Raw genomic sequence first — 17,428 nt, 5'->3', positions numbered from 1 at the left:
GCGAGCCCTCCGGTCTTTCACGGTCAAACCGGACGGCTCGCGCCGTTCCGCTAACTCCTGCCGTGCCAGTGCCAGCGGCAGGGCGCGAGCCCTCCGGTCGTCAGCGCCAATGCAAGCGGCTGGGCGCAAGCCCTCCGGTCTTTCACGGTCAAACCGGACGGCTCGCGCCGTTCCGCTAACTCCTGCCGTGCCAATGCCAGCGGCAGGGCCCAAGCCCTCCGGTCGTCAGCGCCCCTGCCACGCCACTCGCGAGTAGCTAAAAACACACGCCTTCGCCGATCCAGCGCCCCGTCGTTTCGCTTGGCCGCGACCCGGCACCGCCGCTACAATCAATTCCGTCCCCGCAAACCGGCAACCGTTCCCGCAGAGCACGTCTCGATGCGCACCGCACCACGCTACATCCCCCACTACACGCTGGAAGACTACGCCCGCTGGGAAGGCGACTGGGAGCTGATCGACGGCGTCGCCATCTCGATGGGGCCGTCACCGTTCGGCCCGCACCAGCGCGTCATCTCCCGGTTGTCATTCCAAATTCAATCTCAGATCCGGGAGCATGAGTGTCCGTGCGAGGTGTACACCAATCTGGACTGGATCATCGGCGACGACACCGTGATCCGCCCGGACCTGATGGTCATTTGTGGCGACCAGCCTGAAAAACACCTCCAGCGGCCACCGGAGCTCGTCGTGGAGGTGCTCTCGGACTCCACCCGTGGCCGAGACCTGACGGCAAAACGCACGCTGTGCCGTGAGAACGATGTCCCGCATTATCTGATCATCGACCCGGCCGAAAAAACGATCGAGCACGTGACGGCCGCCGGCAGCGATCACCCGCCGCTCGACACCACACTCCACCTCACGCTCGCCACCGCGAACTGCACCATGACAATCGATCCCCAGTCCCTCTTCGACTGAAGCCACTTCGCCCCCATCCTTCCATCTGGCATTACCCTGCCTCGCATCATTCTGCCCCGTATCATTCTGCCTCATCTCCCTACGACGTGACACACCCACGTAGGTGTCAAGCGGTGCTATGCATCGTCATCATCGTCAGCGTTCAGCTCGTCCAGCGAAAGGAGAAAGACATCCGCCCAGCCGGATTCCCGGATCAACCGCTGGGCAGGAATCCCCGTATAGGGAACACGAATGACCGAACGGATTGCCTCGGACGTGTGATCATGGGATCGTGAGATCACTGCGGCACGAAGGGACTGGCCCATTTCACTCCGATGGCGTTTCATCTCTGGCCCAAGCCCGAGTGCTTCGAGGTATGGCATCCAGCGATTGTCCAGCATCGGAGTCGGTTTTCGCAGTTCGCCCCTGGCGTATTGGCGGACTCGATACAGTTCGCGTTTGATCTGCCAGACTCCGCGGTGCGGCATCCAAGCGGCGATCAATTGGGCACAAAAGTACGCCAGGATGCTGACGGCCGATCCGATCCAGGCTTGGGCGGCATACGGTCGATTGACAGCCAGATGCATCGCCGCATAGACGGTCGCCAGCACGATCAGATGCAGCAACAGACCGCGTCGAGCGACTCCGACGTGCCACCATCGTTTCGGCCACCCCAGTGTCAGCATCAGTGCCAGGAAGTTGACGACGACCACCACGATCAACTCGTCATCGCGTTGCAGACCGTTCAGTTGCAGAGAACCGCCCCATAACCCAATCGCGATTGGCACAAGCGCGATCCGCGGAAGACGCGAGGCGTCTTGGTTGGACGTCGATTCCGCGATCAAATTCCGCCAGTGTTGATTGAGATCGACTCCCGATGCACTCGCTCGGTTTCGAATGGCTTCACTGGTCGTCGTGTCGTCTTCACCAAACACCCACTTGGCGAATTCTTGTTCGACCCGTGGCAGCGACGCGAGTGGGACGAGTAGACGCAACTGCAGTTCGTCGGTCTCTTTCCCTTCGTGATTCAGCACCGGTTCGATCGAAAGCTTTCCTTCGCTCTCCAGCCGCGCTAACAGATCTTGCAATGAGAATGGCGGTGATGATTGGAAATAGGTCTGAACCTCTTCGGGAGTGAGCGGGCGAAGCCGCTCGGCGACGGCGGAGGCATCGAACCGTTTGCCCGCTGTCAATGCTTCCAAGATCAGGCACACCACAAAGAGAACGGGGCCCACGATCAGAACGGCCGCCACCGATTTCAGACGCGTTTCATGTTGCGGTGCGTTGGTCGCCGCAGGTCGTCCGGCGGGCAGATACTCAAACAGTCGTCGGACACGGTATTCGATCTCGGGGGTCACGCGCGCCAGTTCCGCCGTCGAATCCACCTCGCGCCATGCCGTATCGAAGCGAAGGTTGTAGTTCAGCTCGAACCCCGTATCGCGATTCTCGTCGCGTTCGGGAAACAGGACGGAGTGATCCAGGCGATACCGACGATCGGGAGCCGGCCAGGCCGCTTTGGCGTCGTCGACGATGGACTTCCATCGACGCCACGGGCTGCCATATCCATCTTCCGGCGTCAGCGGATCCCAGCCCGCCCCCAGTCCCCAAGCCGGACTGACCGCATGGACCAGTTCGTAATCCAGACGATAGCGAAGCTCGGTCTGCCCGATGACCTCGGGATAGCGAAAGTAGATGTGGCCGCGTGGATAGTACCGAAACTGATCGGGGCCATCGACTTCGCGATTCGCCGGCCCCCGATCGAGGAGCGGCGTCTGCGTCCCATCCGTACTGACTCGCGTGATTTTGAGAGACGCGATCGACTGATCCACGCCCAACCCGAAGGACCGAAAACCACTTTCATGGCCTTGGTCGATGCGGCGGTCATGCGTTTCGGTGACCTGGAAACGGCCATCGTTCGTCAGATGGGCGTCGACGGTGATGCGTGTCAATTCGGCCGTCGCCGTGCTCCGCAAGACCGACGAAACGACAAGCATCCAGCTGAACGTGACGATCCAACCTCGCGGCCGATGGGCCCAAACCCCGACTTCGAAAGTCATCGGTTCCGACGCACGATTTGCGTCCTTAAGCTGAAGCCTTCCTGACGGTTGACGGCGGATCGATGGGAGTGCCAAGAGGTTCAGATTGAGCAAATCATACGGCTCTGGCGGATTGGAAAGAAGCGTCCATTTTCCGTAATCGTCTAGAAATCCGGACTCGCATGTGTTGACCCAAACGGCTCCTGACCTTTTTTCGACCTTGGGGAAGGCACTTGTGAATGAACCGTTGGTGTCTAGGCTTTAGCCGATCCTCGCCCGGTCGTTCGAGCGCCGAAGGCGTCGTGGAAGAGCGCCTGAAGGCTGGACACCAACGGTTCGGACGCCACAGCCGTGACAGCCGGGGAGCCTGTCGGTGATTCGCAGAGGGCTATGGCCGAACAGACAAGCTGTCGGTTGATGGTTTACCGAGCGTCTCGTTCCCGGCTTACGTCGCTGTCGCTCGTCGCGGTCACTTCCGCCCTTCTTGATAACGAACTCGGCATCCTGCCTCGTCTGTTCTTATCGGGCTCCGCCCTCGGCGTCGGTGTTGCTCGCTCGCGCTCGGGGCTACCCTCATCCTTCGGTCGCTGTCACCACCTCCGTCAACCGCCGGCTCCGCTCGGTCGATCCCTCCCTCACTCCGGTCGCCGAACGATGGCCCGCTCACGTTTTCCAACTTCCAACTTCTTCTCTTTCAACTTGGAACCTGGAACTTGAAACCTGAAACTGTGCTCTCGCTTCCTGCCATCGTTCTCCGACTGACATCCTGTCCCCGACGGGTTTCAATCGACGGGCATCCTACCCGCCGTGCCTACGGCGTTCTTTCGTGATTGAAGGTGTGCGGTCTCGCGTCGTGCCGAAGACATCGGCGGTCGTCGTGACCGCCATGCGAAGTGAAGCTGGCGGGCTATCCGGTTGCGGCGGAAGTCAGCTCGGCCGTGCGGTCAAGACAATCGTCCGCCGCCAGAAAGGGAAGCAACGTCAATCGCCGCGTCTTAGGGGGCTGATTCCTCGGTCGGTTCATCTAAGAGGCCTGACCCCTTAGATTCGTGTCGGCGCTACCCTCATCCTTCGGTCGCTGTCACCACCTCCGTCGACCGCCGGCTCCGCTCGGTCGATCCCTCCCTCACTCCGGTCGCCGAACGATGGCACGCTACCTCACTCCACGACCATCATCACTCCCACTCTCCTTGTCTCCCCCTCTCCGTGTCTCCCTCTCTTGCCTCCCGCTCCCTGCCATCGTTCTCCGACGGACATCCTGTCCCCGACGGGTTTCAATCGACGGGCATCCTGCCCGCCGTGCCTACGGCGTTTTTTTACGCGTGAAGATGCATGGTCCGGCATCGTGCCGAAGACAGGGGCGGTCATCGTGACCGCCAGCGCGAACAGCAAGGTCTTGCAGCCATTGATTGCGGCGGAACGAGACTCGGTCCTGTGTTGGCATCAATCGTCCGCCGCCAGAAAAGCAAACGCCACCTCGCGGCGGCGTTGTGCGATCGTCAATCGCTTGACTTACGCGGAAAAGAGTCCTGACACGAATGGCACGGGCATAAGCCTAAGCTGCTGTGGCGTAACGGTTTCGGTTCGGGTTGCGTCTCGTTTTCATGAGCTTGTAGTTTTTCTGCCTGCGTTTGAGTTCCCGTTTTTCTTGGCGACCTGGTCGATTGCCGACAACCAGTTCGGAGATCGTTTCGAGCAGGTTGTCGAATTGTTCGCCCGGGCTTCCGCAGCGGAGTCGGAGAAATGCTGCAAGCTCTTCAATCGCCTGCATCGCGCCGGTAAAGCTCAGCCTTGTCGGACATCGCCCGAACTTCAACGCAGATGCCATGATCGCAGCGCGGACTAGATTGAATCCAATCATGTGGCAGTGGATTTCCTTGCGAACCATTTGCGGGCTCTTGCATCGCAAGTGCTCCATCTGCATTTGAGTTTTCAGGCTTCGGATGTGAAGCTCCACCTGCCATCTCTTGCGAAACAGTTCGGCCAAATCTTCCGCGGCATAGATTTCGGCATCCACCAACGTCGTGGCCAGGGTAATTTCCCTGGTTCGAAAACCTCGCTGCTCAACCTTGTACTTCAGGTGACGGACAATGACCAAACAAGGATACTGATCGTATTCTTTCTTGCTCATCCACTTGGGACGTGGCGGTTTGCGGTAGGCGACTAACTGATCCAGGTAGCCAAGTTTGAGCCCACGGCGAAAATCGATTTTGCGAAGTTGGTGCGCCCTGGCCACCAAGTCGATACCTCGCATCGGCCCCATGGCAAGCAACCAGAAGTTTGCGTAGTAGCGGTCAGCCAGCAAGATTCGCCCCGGTAAAATGCAGTCCAAAAACGTCCGCAGTAGCGCTGTCTCACCAGTCTGTTTACCTCGGTACGGCCCCACTGCCGTGCGTTGAATTGCACCTGTCGCAAGGGAAAACAAGCCAATCATCCTGGCGATCGGAAAACCGCAGCCAGGCTTTTGACTTTTCATTTGGGGGTATTCTTCTTGGTTCTCGTCGGTGTCAGCCATCGTCAAGGTCCAGCCATCAACCATTTCGACAATCCGGTCTTGAAACAGCCAAGCTTGGTCGGTCGCCTCTTCGCAACGTTTCGCGGTCCATGCAAGCAGCCTTTCGAAGAGTTGCTCAGGAAGCCTGCCGCGTGCCTTGCAATACGATGTTGTTTCGCTGCTGACGCGAAGCAACCCCTTCGCGACGCGGTACACATTGAAGCGGGTGACGGCCTGTTGGCAACTGTGGTCTGCCGAAAGGACCTGTGAAATGAACAACCAAACGGTGATCATCGGGTTGTAGGGGCAATCGCGGTATTTGTGCTTCAGTTCAGCGCAAACCCTTGCCACCTCAACCTGAGGCAGAAGGAGGTCCAAAACGAGTGATGAGGCTTTTCGCAATTTGCTTTGAACTTCGAAGCCTGCATCGGTAGACTGATCGTTCACGGTGAGCCCTCCAGTGAAGTGATGTGCTTGATAACTCCATTGCACCGGAGGCTCGCTGTGTTTTCAATTCATTTACGGCACGCAAAGTGCGATTGCGATTTGATATCACTGCCCGTTGTGCTAGCACGAACGCAATCGCACCACATCTAGTTGATTCCACTTATGCCCGTGCCATTCAGTCCTGACACCTTTGTTTGGTCCACCTTTGTTTGGTCCGATGCGCATGGTCGGCATCCCGCCGAAGAACAGGCGGGCATCGTGCCCGCCAACAGAACAGGCCGCCTCGCGGCGGCCTGTTGAACGTCGTTTCACTCCGGTTCATCGGGTGGCTTCTCCGAAACTACCTCCATCGCGTTTGATCGCTCCAAAGGCGCATTAAGCACATCGTTCGCTATCTTTGTAAACCCATTCGCCCGTTGGCTTCTGTAAACATATCCATCGAATGAAAACGTTGGCGGCTCCTGGTCGGTAGCGACTCGTATTTCCGCCCAGCGTCCAGCGACAAAAAACTTACCTATGTACTGTGGATTCTCAATTCGACCTGGACCGGTGCGCTCATAAGGAATAAGAGAATTAAAGAGTCCTACTATCTCGTCAGGTGCCGACGTTGAAACGCCATGACCTGTTGCAGTTTGTAAGAGCTCGGCGTGTTGAATCCGAGAATTGACTAGGACGTCAAGCTGTGAGACGTTGGAATAGCATCCCCCTGCGAACACTACCGGAAGCAGGATCGCTGTCAGCTTAATCACAGCAAGTTCCCAGCTTGTAGTTCTCGCTAAACGATTCAGAATGCTGCCCAAAAATGTTAAACGCTACGGCACCAAAACGTTCAGTCAACGGGTTTTTCTCCCAACATCTTCCATTGCAATTCATGTATCCGACCGAATTCCCATCGGCTTCATAACGTGCCCGGCAGCGCTCCTGGCACTTCCTTAGTTTGATCGGGTCGTGTTCGTGATACTCTCCGCCAATGTCGAAAGGATTAGCAAATCTATCTGAGTAGTTAACATTCACCGTGCAAGACAAAGAGATTGATTCAACCGTTCCATCTTTGCAGCAACTTTTCGTTGCCGAACAAGTCCAACTTACATCAGCGGTACCTGTATTAAGAATGTGCTTGTCCCGGAAGAACGCCCATAAACTGCCTTTCGGTACGTTCAGTCCAAAACCATTCATTCTTTGGTGACCGTGTGTCTGGACAGTTTTTCCACAAGTAGCTGCACTGAACGCAGAACCCCTTGCCATGCCTCGCAATGCTCCCATTGCGTTGGACGACCCGTTTATGAAGTCCTGCATGTCTTCGGGATCAACTGAATACGGCCTACCTCCGCCGAAGTAATAGTGCCATGCAAACTGTGGAAAATCCCACAGGTCTGGGATGCTGATGTCGGGCAACACAGTGCCGCCGCCCGGCCAAAACATTGACAGCCCACCTGGGTCAATACGACCGGTCGGATTAGCAGCCACGTACTGATACTGCATAGGCCCATCCATGTACCCAATAGGATCTCTGGAGCAGAACCGTCCAGCGATCGCGTCGTACATGCGGACGCGATAGTGGTAGAGATCAAGGACGTCGTCGTACTCGCGGCCGGTGTAGGTATACCGGTTGCCTTCAGCTGTCGCTGCACGTGCAACACCTGCGCCATCGAACACCGACGGATTGCCATAGGCATCGTAAGCGTACCTCTCCTTGATCGTTCCGCTCGAATCGGTCAGTGCGGTGACACTGTACTGTTGGCCGCGGACGTAGCGAACCGCGAACTTGTTAGATGATTCGTCGCTTTCAGTGCGTGATTTGCCGGGCGAGCAGGTTGGTTGACGAAGCGTTTTGCAGCTACGGATTTGTTTTGAATCGGCGCACGACTTAACGCCTCCCGCGCGGTGGCGCGCGAGACGGCGTTGAAGGGTTCGACGACGGCATGATGGCTTGCAGAGCATCCCGCTATTGTAACTGATGGACAGGCTATTCGGTGTCGCTTTGCGGTGGTCGGTCCTTGGCTCCTGGATGGGTTTTGTCGTGGACTTCGCGGAGTCGTTTGATCGACACGTGGGTGTAGATCTGCGTCGTGTTGAGTTGCTCGTGTCCCAAGAGCGTTTGGATCGAGCGCAGGTCCGCGCCGCCTTCGAGCATCAACGTCGCCGCCGTGTGGCGGAGCATGTGGCAACTGCCGGGCTTCGTGATGCCCGCCGCAGTCAAGTAGCTTCTGACGAGTTGGCTGAGCGTGACCGGATGGAACGCGTTGCCGCGGGACGTTAGGAAGATGACTTGCGTGTCTTCATCGAGTAGCGCGGGGCGACCGTCGTGAAGATATTTGATCAGCCATCCGAGCGCTCGCTTGCCGGTCGGCACCACGCGATCCTTGCGGCCTTTGCCTTGACGGATCATGGCAAGGCCGGACTCGTGGTTGATGTCGTCGAGCTTCAGTGCGATCAGCTCGGCGCGGCGCATTCCGGTGGCATAAAAGAGTTCCAACAGCGCGCGGTCACGAAGGCCGGTTGGCGTTGTGAGATCCACTAAACTGAGTAGCGTTTCGATTTCGTCGATCGTCAGGTGCGATGATGGAAGACGCTGTTCTTCCTTGGGGAGTTCGATGCCGGTTGATGGAGCGCTGTCGATCCAGCCTTGTTCACTCAGCCATGCGAGCCAGTGACCAACCGTTGAGAGGTAGCTTGCTTGCGTACAGAACTTCAGCGGCTTGCCGGTGCGTTCGTTGCGGGAGTGGTAGAGCCAACGGCGATAGGCTGCGAGTGACTCGGGCGTGATCTCGGTGACGGACTCGATGCCGCGTTCGCTTGACCAGGTGATGAACTTGTTCAAGACGTAGTCGCGCCGCGAGATGGTCGTGGCCGACCAGTTGTTCATCTTGAGGTGATTGAAGTAACGAGACAGTAGGACGGTGGGAGTAGGAACGTTTGACATGGATTTACATCCTGGGGTTGTGATCGGCGCGCTCCGGTAGCCGGGCCTGCTCGATCGGGGTGAAAACGGCCGGGTGAACGCCACTCGGCCGAAGAAGACGGCATCACTGATCACGGCGATGCAGCTATGGCAAGGCTTTCAATGAGGGGGCCTTGCGAGGTTTTGACGCCAGGTTTGCCGCCAGAGCGGTTAGGTCGTTGCGTCGCAACGACTTATTGGATGTGCGAGGTGGGGTGAAGCGACCGCAGAGCGGCGACAGAGCCGGGGTTGAGCTTGCTTGCTCAGGGGGTTGAGGTTTCGACCAAGGGGGTCGAGGTTTTGGTTGTAGTTGCAGGTGTCTTGAGTTTCGCCGGATCGATCAGCCCCATCAGGAACGGTTGGCCTTCGCGTCCCTCCCCACCGTAAAGCAGTTCGTAGACGTAGCGTTGGCCGTTGCGACCACGGTGAACGAGCACGTATTCCAGATCGACAAGCCGACCAAGATGCTTTTGGATTTGCGAATCGCTCCAGTGGATCGCTTCCCTGACATCGCGGCGGGTGAACCGGAATGCGTCCCGCGGAAGCCCGATCGATCGTGAGTTCGAGTCGACGAAGTCATGCAGTCTGCCGAGCAGGTTTCGCGTCTGCGGCGCGAGTTCATCCAGACTGCGTCCGAGGACTTCACCCGCGATGCCGTTGGCGATTGCGATATCACCGGGCTCGACGTTGATGAACTCGGTCGAGATGTCGCCTTGTTGTGCCGAATGAATCGTCCGCAGGTGCTGGTGCAGGAACGCGATGGTGTTGATCAGCGTCAGATACTTGATGTGATCGCGCCGCATGCGTGTTTTGTGATTGGGGAACGTCAGCTGCGTCGCGAACGGGTTGAAAACCTCGACGGGACGCAGCAACCGCTGAGCGTTTTGATGAAGGCGTTTCAACTGACCGGCAAGGTAGCCATGTTCGGTGAAGTCATGCGTGAACGATTCACGTTGCTTCGACTGGATTGCATCAGTCTGTGATTTGGATTCATCTACGGTCAAGATCAAGCAACGATTGATCAGTTCTTCATCGATGTCGAGCGCGGTTGTGGTGAGGAAGATTTGCGTAGGGCCTTCGACGTGGTGTTCTTGGGTTTGGCTACGACCGTCTTCGCCGCGGCCGACCGTGGCGTGACGCAGCTCGCCTTCGCTTTGCAGTAGTTTCAATGCATAGCTTGCTTGGCGGATGCCTTCGTCTTCGGCGATCGCCAGGATCTTGTGACGGATTGAGTCGCTGTCGAGGTAGAACAACGACTGGCCGGTCATGCCACTGAAGCGGTTGACATCCTCGGATGGCATCATCGAGAGGACTGCGTCCATCAGAGATGTCTTGCCGGCCGACGATGATGATTGAATGACAATGGCGAGCGGCTTGGCAAGCTTGCGACTGGTTGCGGCCAGGTATCCCGCGAGCTTGTTGGTGGACTCGCCGACGATGCCGCAAGCGTCCATGTCGGCGACGATCCGTTCGAGGAGGTTGGGAGAGCGAAGCAGAGCTAACGCTTCGCGTTGCTCTTCGTCGCTGAGCTTGACTTCGATTCGCACCGGTTGTTTTAGTGCCGCGATGCGATCAGACTGCAAGGCTTCGAGTTTGAGCAGCAACGTGCCGATGTCTTTTTTGATGATGTCCGCATCGGTGTAGAGTTCGGTTGCGGTAGCCTTGATGAACGATGTTCGCGAGCGCGCCTTCACAAGATCGAGCGTGTCCATGTGAACGAGGTCTTCGCGCGAAGCCATCAAGTTGACCTTGAGTGTCAGCGTCGACTTATTCTTTTCAAGACCGCGGATGCGATAGCGTCGATCGTCGCGGATGAAGGTGGTTTGATTGTCTTCGAGGATCAGTTCGTTGTCGAACTGTTGTGCTGGCGCTGAGTCCTTCTCGTTGTTACTGTCGTCATTCGTGGACAGTGCTTCAACTTCATCACCGACTACGATCACGTCGGGTCCATCGGCGTGCGCATCGATCTTGTAACCACGTAGCCCAATCACGTTGCCGTCGTTGTCAAGAATCGAAACCGTGACACGGCCACGCATTGTTTCGCGTCCGTTGGCTTTGTAGAGGCCGGCTTCGACGAGCGCGTCACGGACTTCGCGGCCACGCTTGATGCGGCGCTGTGGGATCTGCTTTCCAAGTGTTCGGTCGGCAAATCCGACTTGTTGTTCGGTCGCTTGTTCATTGGTCAGGTGCAGTTCGTCGTTGACATAGGCTTTCGCGCGGTCACTTCCATTCAAGCATGAAGCGTAGAATTCGGCGATGGCCTTGATCGGGTCGGCGAGAATCGCGTTCAAAAAGTCGTCGTTCATGGTTTGATCTCTGTGGGTTGGTTGGATACGCGCAGACCGGTGGCCCGGCCCTTGCTCTAGGGATTGTTTTTGGGAAAGATCGGCGGGGAGAGGTGTCGGCGGTTTGCCGATCGGGTCCGCTGAATCTGCGCCCATCAAGGCTGGCGTCGTCGGTTGCGTGGCCTTGAGGATGCGACGGTGAAAGTGCAATGAAACGCTTTCGGAACGGTCGGCCCTTGATGACGCGACAGATTCAGCTGCGTGTCAACAGGTCAATCCGCCAGCCGATTCAAAAGTAGGAAACCGCCTCGATATCAATCGTTAAAGTCAACGCACTTGGTGTTAACGATCGCACGTGGGCGTTTTTCGCCTCTCGCCTTCTCTCGGACTGCCACCGGAGGGTCACGGATGACGGCGTCAGTCCGGCTCGGCGAAAGCCAAAAAACGTAGGGGGAGAGTAGGTGGGTATGTGCCGTTGGTGTCTAGGCTTCAGCCGATCCTCGTCCGGTCGGTCGAGCGCCGGAGGCGTCGTGAAGAGGCGCCTAAAGGCTGGACACCAACGGTTTGGATGCCACGCCCGTGATTGCCGGGGAGCCTGTCGGTGATTCGCAGAGGGCTTTGGCCGAACAGACAAGCTGTCGGTTGAGGGTTTGCCGAGTGTCTCGTTCCCGGCTTACGTCGCTGTCGCTCGTCGCGGTCACTTTCGCAATTCTTGATACGGAGCTCGGCATCTTGCCTCGCACTGTTCTTATCGGGCTCCGCCCTCGGCGTCGGTGGTGCTCGCTCGCGCTCGGCGCTACCCTCATCCTTCGGTCGCTGTCATCAGCCTCCGTCAACCGCCGGCTCCGCTCGGTCGATCCCTCCCTCACTCCGGTCGCCGAACGATGGCCCGCTCCATCAAACCACCATCATCATCACTCCCACTCTCCTTGTCTCCCCCTCTCCGTGTCTCCCTCTCTTGCCTCCCGCTTCCTGCCATCGTTCTCCGACGGACATCCTGTCCCCGACGGGTTTCATGCGACGGGCATCCTACCCGCCGTACCTTCGGCGTTCTTTCGTGCCCGAAGGTGCGCGGTCCGGCATCGTGCCGAAGACAGGCGGCGGTTATCGTGACCGTCAGCGCGAACAGCAAGGTCTTGCAACCATCGATTGCGGCGGAACGAGACTCGGTCCTGTGTTGGCATCAATCGTCCGCCGCTGAAAATGTAAACGCCGCCTTGCGGCGGCATCGAAAGCAAGTCAACCGCTTCCCTCGCTCATCAAAGAGGCGTGTTCCCTTAGATTCGGTCCCCAAAAAATACCCCCGCCCCCTTTGATCTCGCGTTGCTCAATCATCAGAGAGTCGGGAACGATTTGATTCGATCAGTAGACGATTCAATCGTTCTTGCCAAGTTGGGATGAGTCGAGTGCTGGATCGGCGAAGGGAATCCACGATTCTTTTAGATGAAACCCCAGACCTCTCCCATAGCTGAATAACGCTAGCGTCTACCTCGTCAAGATCTGCTCCAACAGCCTCCTCCATCGCTTCGATTAACCAACGCCGATCGAATTGCGACAACTCAAACGCGCTCTGAACTATGATATTGCCTATTGAGTCTAGTGATCGGCAAACGATATCTCTATGAATCCCGGCTAGAACTTGGCCTTCCGAGTCCTTGCATTCCCGGACGACCAAGTCGGATAGCCCCTTAACTAGCAAAGCACAGTCTTCTTTGTGGTACGACCCAGCGTAAATCGCCGCCCAACGCCGTGTCGGTCCATGTTTCGCCGCAAGGCGACGAAGATAGTCAGAAAGCAACGGGTCGGGCTCTTCCATTAATTAGTTTCCCCATGGTGGTGGGTTGTTGGGGTCTGGTCTCGCCGGCTTGTCGATTTCTTGATCGTAAGGGCTGCAAGTATCACCATCCAGCCAGCAATCTTCGGCGTCTCGGCACGAACACGACTTCACTGAACCGGGGTTTGGATCCATAGGATAGGTTTGATTAACGCAACACCAACACTCACCTTCCGGACACCTCTTTTCCTTATCGTCGTCACGGTCAGGAGGATTCGGAGGCGGATACCCAGGATCGACCCTCGGCGATCGGAACGGGTTGCGAAATTTGAATGGCCTTCCAGGTGGTTTTGGCAACCGAGTCGTTCTTCGTTGTGTTTGGGCCTTGTCGCAGACGACCGCAGTGACCCAGACGATTACCACGAGAGCAGCTTCACCGCAGGGTGTCGGCTCAACAACAGCAATTGGAACGGCGATCGCCATGCAGCCCGCACCACCGGCTGGAACGTCTGGCAATGATGGCCTCGGTCGCTTTGGATCAATGAACGGGTCCCCCGGCCAGCCACCGGCTCCGCCGTCGCCAGGGCCAACAAGTCCAGACGGATCCCGCGCCGAGAGGGGCATCGCACTAACGTACTCATACAGGTTAAACGGGCTCCCCATGAAGCCAATCGGGTCTCTGGAGCAGAACCGTCCAGCGATCGAGTCGTACATGCGGGCGCGATGGTGGTACAGGTCGAGAACGTCGTCGTACTCGCGTCCGGTGTACGTGTAGCGGTTACCTTCGGCCGTCGTCGTACGTGCGGTTCCAGCAGCGTCGAAGATCGACAGACCGCCGTACGCGTCATAAGCGTACCGTTCCTTGATCGTCCCGCTCGAATCGGTCAGTGCGTTGATGCTGTACTGTTGGCCGCGGAGATAGCGAACCGTGAACTTGATAGATGGCCTGTCGTTTTCAGGGCGTGATTTGCCGGGCGAGCAAGTTGGTTGACGAAGCGTTTTGCAGCTACGGTTTGAATTTAAATCGGCGCACGGTTTCACGCCTCGCGCGCGGGTGCGCGCGAGACGTTGGCGAAGGTTTTGGCGGCGGGATGATCGATGACAGAGCATCCCGATATTGTAGTGGATCGATCGACTACTCGGTGGGTTTGTCGTCGGACTTGTTGGGATCTGATTGCGGTGGTCGGTCCTTGGATCCCGGATGGGTTTTGTCGTGGACTTCGCGGAGGCGTTTGATCGAGACGTGGGTGTAGATTTGCGTCGTGTTGAGCTGCTCGTGACCCAAGAGCGTTTGAATCGAACGCAGATCCGCGCCGCCTTCGAGCATCAGCGTGGCCGTCGTGTGACGAAGCATGTGACAACTGCCCGGCTTCGTGATGCCGGACGCGGTCAGGTAGCTTCTGACGAGCTGACTGAGCGTGACGGGGTGGAACGCGTTGCCGCGGGTCGTTAAGAAGATCACTTGCGTGTCTTCAGCGATCAGCGCAGGACGGCCGTCGTGAAGGTATTTCATCAGCCACTGGAGGGCACGCTTGCCGGTGGGGACCACGCGGTCCTTGCGGCCTTTGCCTTGGCGGATCATGGCAAGACCAGACTCGTGGTTGATGTCGTCAAGCTTCAGTGCGATCAACTCCGCGCGTCGCATGCCGGTGGCATATAACAGTTCCAAGATTGCGCGGTCGCGAAGACCGGTTGGTGTTGTGAGATCGACGGAACTGAGCAGCGCTTCGATTTCATCGATCGTCAGATGCGATGACGGTAAGCGTTGTTCTTCTTTAGGCAGTTCGAGATTTGTTGATGGGTCAGTTTCAATCCAGCCTTGTTCATTGAGCCAACCGAGCCAGTGCGCGACCGTTGAGAGATAACTTGCTTGAGTGCAGAACTTGAGTGGCTTGCCGGTACGCTCGTTGCGATAGTGATAAAGCCAACGTCGGTAAGCAGCGAGTAGATCGGATGTGATCTCAGTCACCGTGTCGATTCCGCGTTCGCTTGACCAGCTAATGAACTTGTTCAAGACATAGTCGCGGCGCGAGAGGGTGTTGGTCGACCAGTTGTTCATCTTGAGATAACTGAAGTAGCGAGACAGCAGGACGGTGGGAAGAGGAACTTGGGACATGGATTTGCATCCTTTGGTTGTGATCGGCGCGCACCGGTAGCCGGGCGTGCTCGATCGGGGTGAAAGCGGTCGGGTGAACGTCACTCGGCCGAAGAAGACGGCATCACCAACGCGGCGATGCAGCTATGACAAGGCTTTCAATAAGGGGGCCTTGCGAGGTTTTGGCATCAGGTTTGACGCCAGAGAGGCTAGGTCGTTGCGGTACAACGACTTGGGTGAATCGGAAGCGGGTTGAAGGTCGGTGGAAGCCGCCGGAAAGCAGGGCGGCAGGTTTTGGCTAGGGCCGGAAGCTTACTTGGTGGCCCGGAAGGTTTTGGTTGTAGTTGCAGGTTCGGTGAGCTTGCTGGGATCGATCAGTCCCATCATAAACGGTTGACCCTCGCGGCCTTCGCCGCAGTAGAGCAGCTCGTAGACGTATCGCTGACCGTTTTTGCCGCGATGAACGTGGACGTATTCGAGATCGACAAGACGGTTTAAGTGAATGCTCAATTGGCTGTTGCCGATCGCGGTTGCTTCACGGATGTCGCGACGCGTGAAGCGGACTGCGTCGCGGGGAACCGCGTTCGCTTTGGCCGTGTCGGTGACGTAGTCGTTGAGCAGGCCGAGTAGATTGCGAGTCTGTGGTGCGAGTTCATCAAGGCTGCGCCCGAGAACCAGACCCGCGATGCCGTTGGCAACGGCGATGTCATTTTGGGTGACTTCAATGTACTCGATCGATTGATCGTTGTGGTCAACGGTTTTGACTTCGCGGCCGTGTTGATGCAGCAGGGCGATTGTGTCGATCAGCGTGAGATACTTTTCGTGATCACGGCGAAGCCTGGTTTTGTAGTTGGCGAAGGTCAGCTGGGGCGCGTAGGGATTGACGATCGTGAGCGGACGGATCAGTCGTTGTGCGTTTTTATGCAGCTCGCGAATGTTGCGTTTGAGTTCGTTGGATTGACTGAGCACGGCTGCGCGCGCATCGCGTTGGATGTTTTGGATCGCGTCGGTCTGATTGCGCGATTCATCGACAGTCAAGATCAGGCACCGATTGATCAGTTCTTCGTCGATGTCGAGGGCTGTTGTCGTGAGGAAGATTTGCGTGGGGCCTTCGACGTGGTGCTCTTGGGTTTGACTGCGGCCATCTTCGCCGCGGCCGACCGTGGCGTGACGCAGTTCGCCTTCGCTTTGAAGCAGCTTCAGCGCGTAAGATGCTTGACGGATGCCTTCGTCTTCGGCGATGGCTAGGATCTTGTGTTTGATGCTGTCGCTGTCAAGGTAGAACAACGACTGACCGGTCATGCCGCTGAAGCGGTTGACGTCTTCGCTTGGCATCATCGAAAGCACCGCGTCCATCAGCGATGTCTTGCCGGCACTGGATGATGACTGGATCACAATGGCGAGTGGTTTGGCAAGCTTGCGGCTGGTCGCGGCCAGATAGCCGGCGAGCTTGTTGGTGGATTCGCCGACGATCCCGCAGGCATCCATGTCGGCAACGATGCGTTCGAGCAGGTTGGGCGAGCGAAGCAGACCCAACGCTTCGCGTTGTTCTTCATCGCTGAGCTCCACTTCGACGCGTGTCGGTTGTTTCAACGCCGCGATGCGATCGGACTGCAACGCTTCGAGTTTCAGCAGCAACGTGCCAATGTCTTTTTTGATGATGTCCGCATCGGTGTAGAGTTCCGTCGCGGTAGCCTTGATAAACGACGTTCGTGATCGGGCCTTGACAAGATCAAGCGTGTCCATGTGAACGAGGTCATCGCGCGAAGCCATCAGGTTGACCTTGAGTGTCAGCGTCGACTTGTTCTTTTCAAGACCGCGAATGCGATAGCGGCGATCATCGCGGATGAAGATGATTTGATTGTCTTCGATGATCAGTTCGTTCTCGTCTTGGGTTGTCGGCTTAGGCTTGGTGTCGGTGGCACTGTCTTCATTCGTGTCATTGGTGTGATTCGTGGACAGTGTCTTGACTTCTTCGCCAACAACGATCACGTCGGGACCGCTTGCATGCGCATCGATCTTGTAGCCACGCAAGCCGACGATGCTGCCTTCGTTGTCGGTGATCGAAACCGTGACACGGCCACGCATTGTTTCTCGTCCGTTGGCCTTGTAGAGGCCGGCGTTGACGAGCGCGTCGCGGACTTCACGACCACGCTTGATACGTCGCTGCGGGATCTGCTTGCCGAGTGTTCGATCGGCAAATCCGACTTGTTGTTCGGTCGCTTGTTCGTTGGTGAGATGAAGTTCGTCATTGACGTACGCCATGGCTCGCTCGCTTTCCTTCAAGCATGAAGCATAGAATTCGGCGACAGCCTTGAATGGGTTTTCGATGATCGCGTTGAGGAAGTCTTCGTTCATTGTGTCGGCTCCGTTGGGTGCGCGCAGACCGGTGGCCCGGCCCATGCTGGGTGCTTTGAATCTGGTAGAGATCGCGGGGAGAGGTGTCGGCGGTTTGCCGGTCGGGT

Annotated in this window: 9 protein-coding genes; 1 reads left to right on the top strand and 8 read right to left on the bottom strand. The window is 57.4% G+C overall.

Annotated elements, in window-relative coordinates:
- Positions 1 to 378 precede the first annotated feature (378 nt).
- A complete protein-coding gene (locus tag TBK1r_RS14685) occupies positions 379 to 912 on the top strand; it encodes a Uma2 family endonuclease (RefSeq protein ID WP_145211913.1) in 534 nt (177 codons plus the stop codon).
- Between the two features lie 116 nt (positions 913 to 1,028).
- Here TBK1r_RS14685 and TBK1r_RS14680 read toward each other — a convergent pair whose 3' ends face one another.
- The 8 genes from TBK1r_RS14680 to TBK1r_RS14645 form a co-directional block, all read right to left on the bottom strand.
- The gene (locus tag TBK1r_RS14680) at positions 1,029 to 2,948 is read right to left on the bottom strand and encodes a DUF2207 domain-containing protein (RefSeq protein WP_145211910.1); all 1,920 of its coding nucleotides are present in this window, start codon (positions 2,946 to 2,948) and stop codon (positions 1,029 to 1,031) included.
- Between the two features lie 1,534 nt (positions 2,949 to 4,482).
- The gene (locus TBK1r_RS14675; protein WP_145208338.1) at positions 4,483 to 5,868 is read right to left on the bottom strand and encodes an IS4 family transposase; all 1,386 of its coding nucleotides are present in this window, start codon (positions 5,866 to 5,868) and stop codon (positions 4,483 to 4,485) included.
- A 741-nt stretch (positions 5,869 to 6,609) separates the two neighbouring features.
- Positions 6,610 to 7,809 (bottom strand): RHS repeat domain-containing protein, encoded by a 1,200-nt coding sequence (locus TBK1r_RS14670; protein WP_145211907.1) that lies wholly within the window; start codon positions 7,807 to 7,809, stop codon positions 6,610 to 6,612.
- 25 nt (positions 7,810 to 7,834) lie between these two features.
- Entirely contained in the window at positions 7,835 to 8,791 is a 957-nt protein-coding gene (locus tag TBK1r_RS14665; RefSeq protein WP_145211904.1) for a tyrosine-type recombinase/integrase, read from the bottom strand.
- 281 nt (positions 8,792 to 9,072) lie between these two features.
- Positions 9,073 to 11,115: a hypothetical protein gene (locus TBK1r_RS14660; RefSeq protein ID WP_145211901.1), complete on the bottom strand. Its 2,043-nt coding sequence runs from the start codon at positions 11,113 to 11,115 to the stop codon at positions 9,073 to 9,075.
- A 1,798-nt stretch (positions 11,116 to 12,913) separates the two neighbouring features.
- Entirely contained in the window at positions 12,914 to 13,978 is a 1,065-nt protein-coding gene (locus TBK1r_RS14655; protein WP_145211898.1) for an RHS repeat domain-containing protein, read from the bottom strand.
- Positions 13,979 to 14,003: 25 nt separating this feature from the next.
- Positions 14,004 to 14,984, bottom strand: a complete 981-nt coding sequence (gene xerC / locus TBK1r_RS14650) for a site-specific tyrosine recombinase XerC (RefSeq protein ID WP_145211896.1) — start codon at positions 14,982 to 14,984, stop codon at positions 14,004 to 14,006.
- Between the two features lie 291 nt (positions 14,985 to 15,275).
- Entirely contained in the window at positions 15,276 to 17,321 is a 2,046-nt protein-coding gene (locus TBK1r_RS14645) for a hypothetical protein (RefSeq protein WP_419580357.1), read from the bottom strand.
- Positions 17,322 to 17,428: the final 107 nt, after the last annotated feature.

The sequence above is a fragment of the Stieleria magnilauensis genome, from assembly GCA_007753675.1.
Classification (GTDB): Bacteria; Planctomycetota; Planctomycetia; order Pirellulales; family Pirellulaceae; genus Stieleria; species Stieleria magnilauensis.
This window is presented reverse-complemented; position numbering and strand designations above follow the sequence as displayed.

Bases quoted from the DNA above. Each gene is read 5' to 3' on its own strand.
- TBK1r_RS14655 (WP_145211898.1), bottom strand. From the start codon at position 13,978: ATGCTCTGTCATCGATCATCCCGCCGCCAAAACCTTCGCCAACGTCTC.
- TBK1r_RS14685 (WP_145211913.1), top strand. From the start codon at position 379: ATGCGCACCGCACCACGCTACATCCCCCACTACACGCTGGAAGACTAC.
- TBK1r_RS14680 (WP_145211910.1), bottom strand. From the start codon at position 2,948: ATGACTTTCGAAGTCGGGGTTTGGGCCCATCGGCCGCGAGGTTGGATC.
- TBK1r_RS14660 (WP_145211901.1), bottom strand. From the start codon at position 11,115: ATGAACGACGACTTTTTGAACGCGATTCTCGCCGACCCGATCAAGGCC.
- TBK1r_RS14645 (WP_419580357.1), bottom strand. From the start codon at position 17,321: ATGAACGAAGACTTCCTCAACGCGATCATCGAAAACCCATTCAAGGCT.
- TBK1r_RS14665 (WP_145211904.1), bottom strand. From the start codon at position 8,791: ATGTCAAACGTTCCTACTCCCACCGTCCTACTGTCTCGTTACTTCAAT.
- TBK1r_RS14670 (WP_145211907.1), bottom strand. From the start codon at position 7,809: ATGCTCTGCAAGCCATCATGCCGTCGTCGAACCCTTCAACGCCGTCTC.
- xerC (WP_145211896.1), bottom strand. From the start codon at position 14,984: ATGTCCCAAGTTCCTCTTCCCACCGTCCTGCTGTCTCGCTACTTCAGT.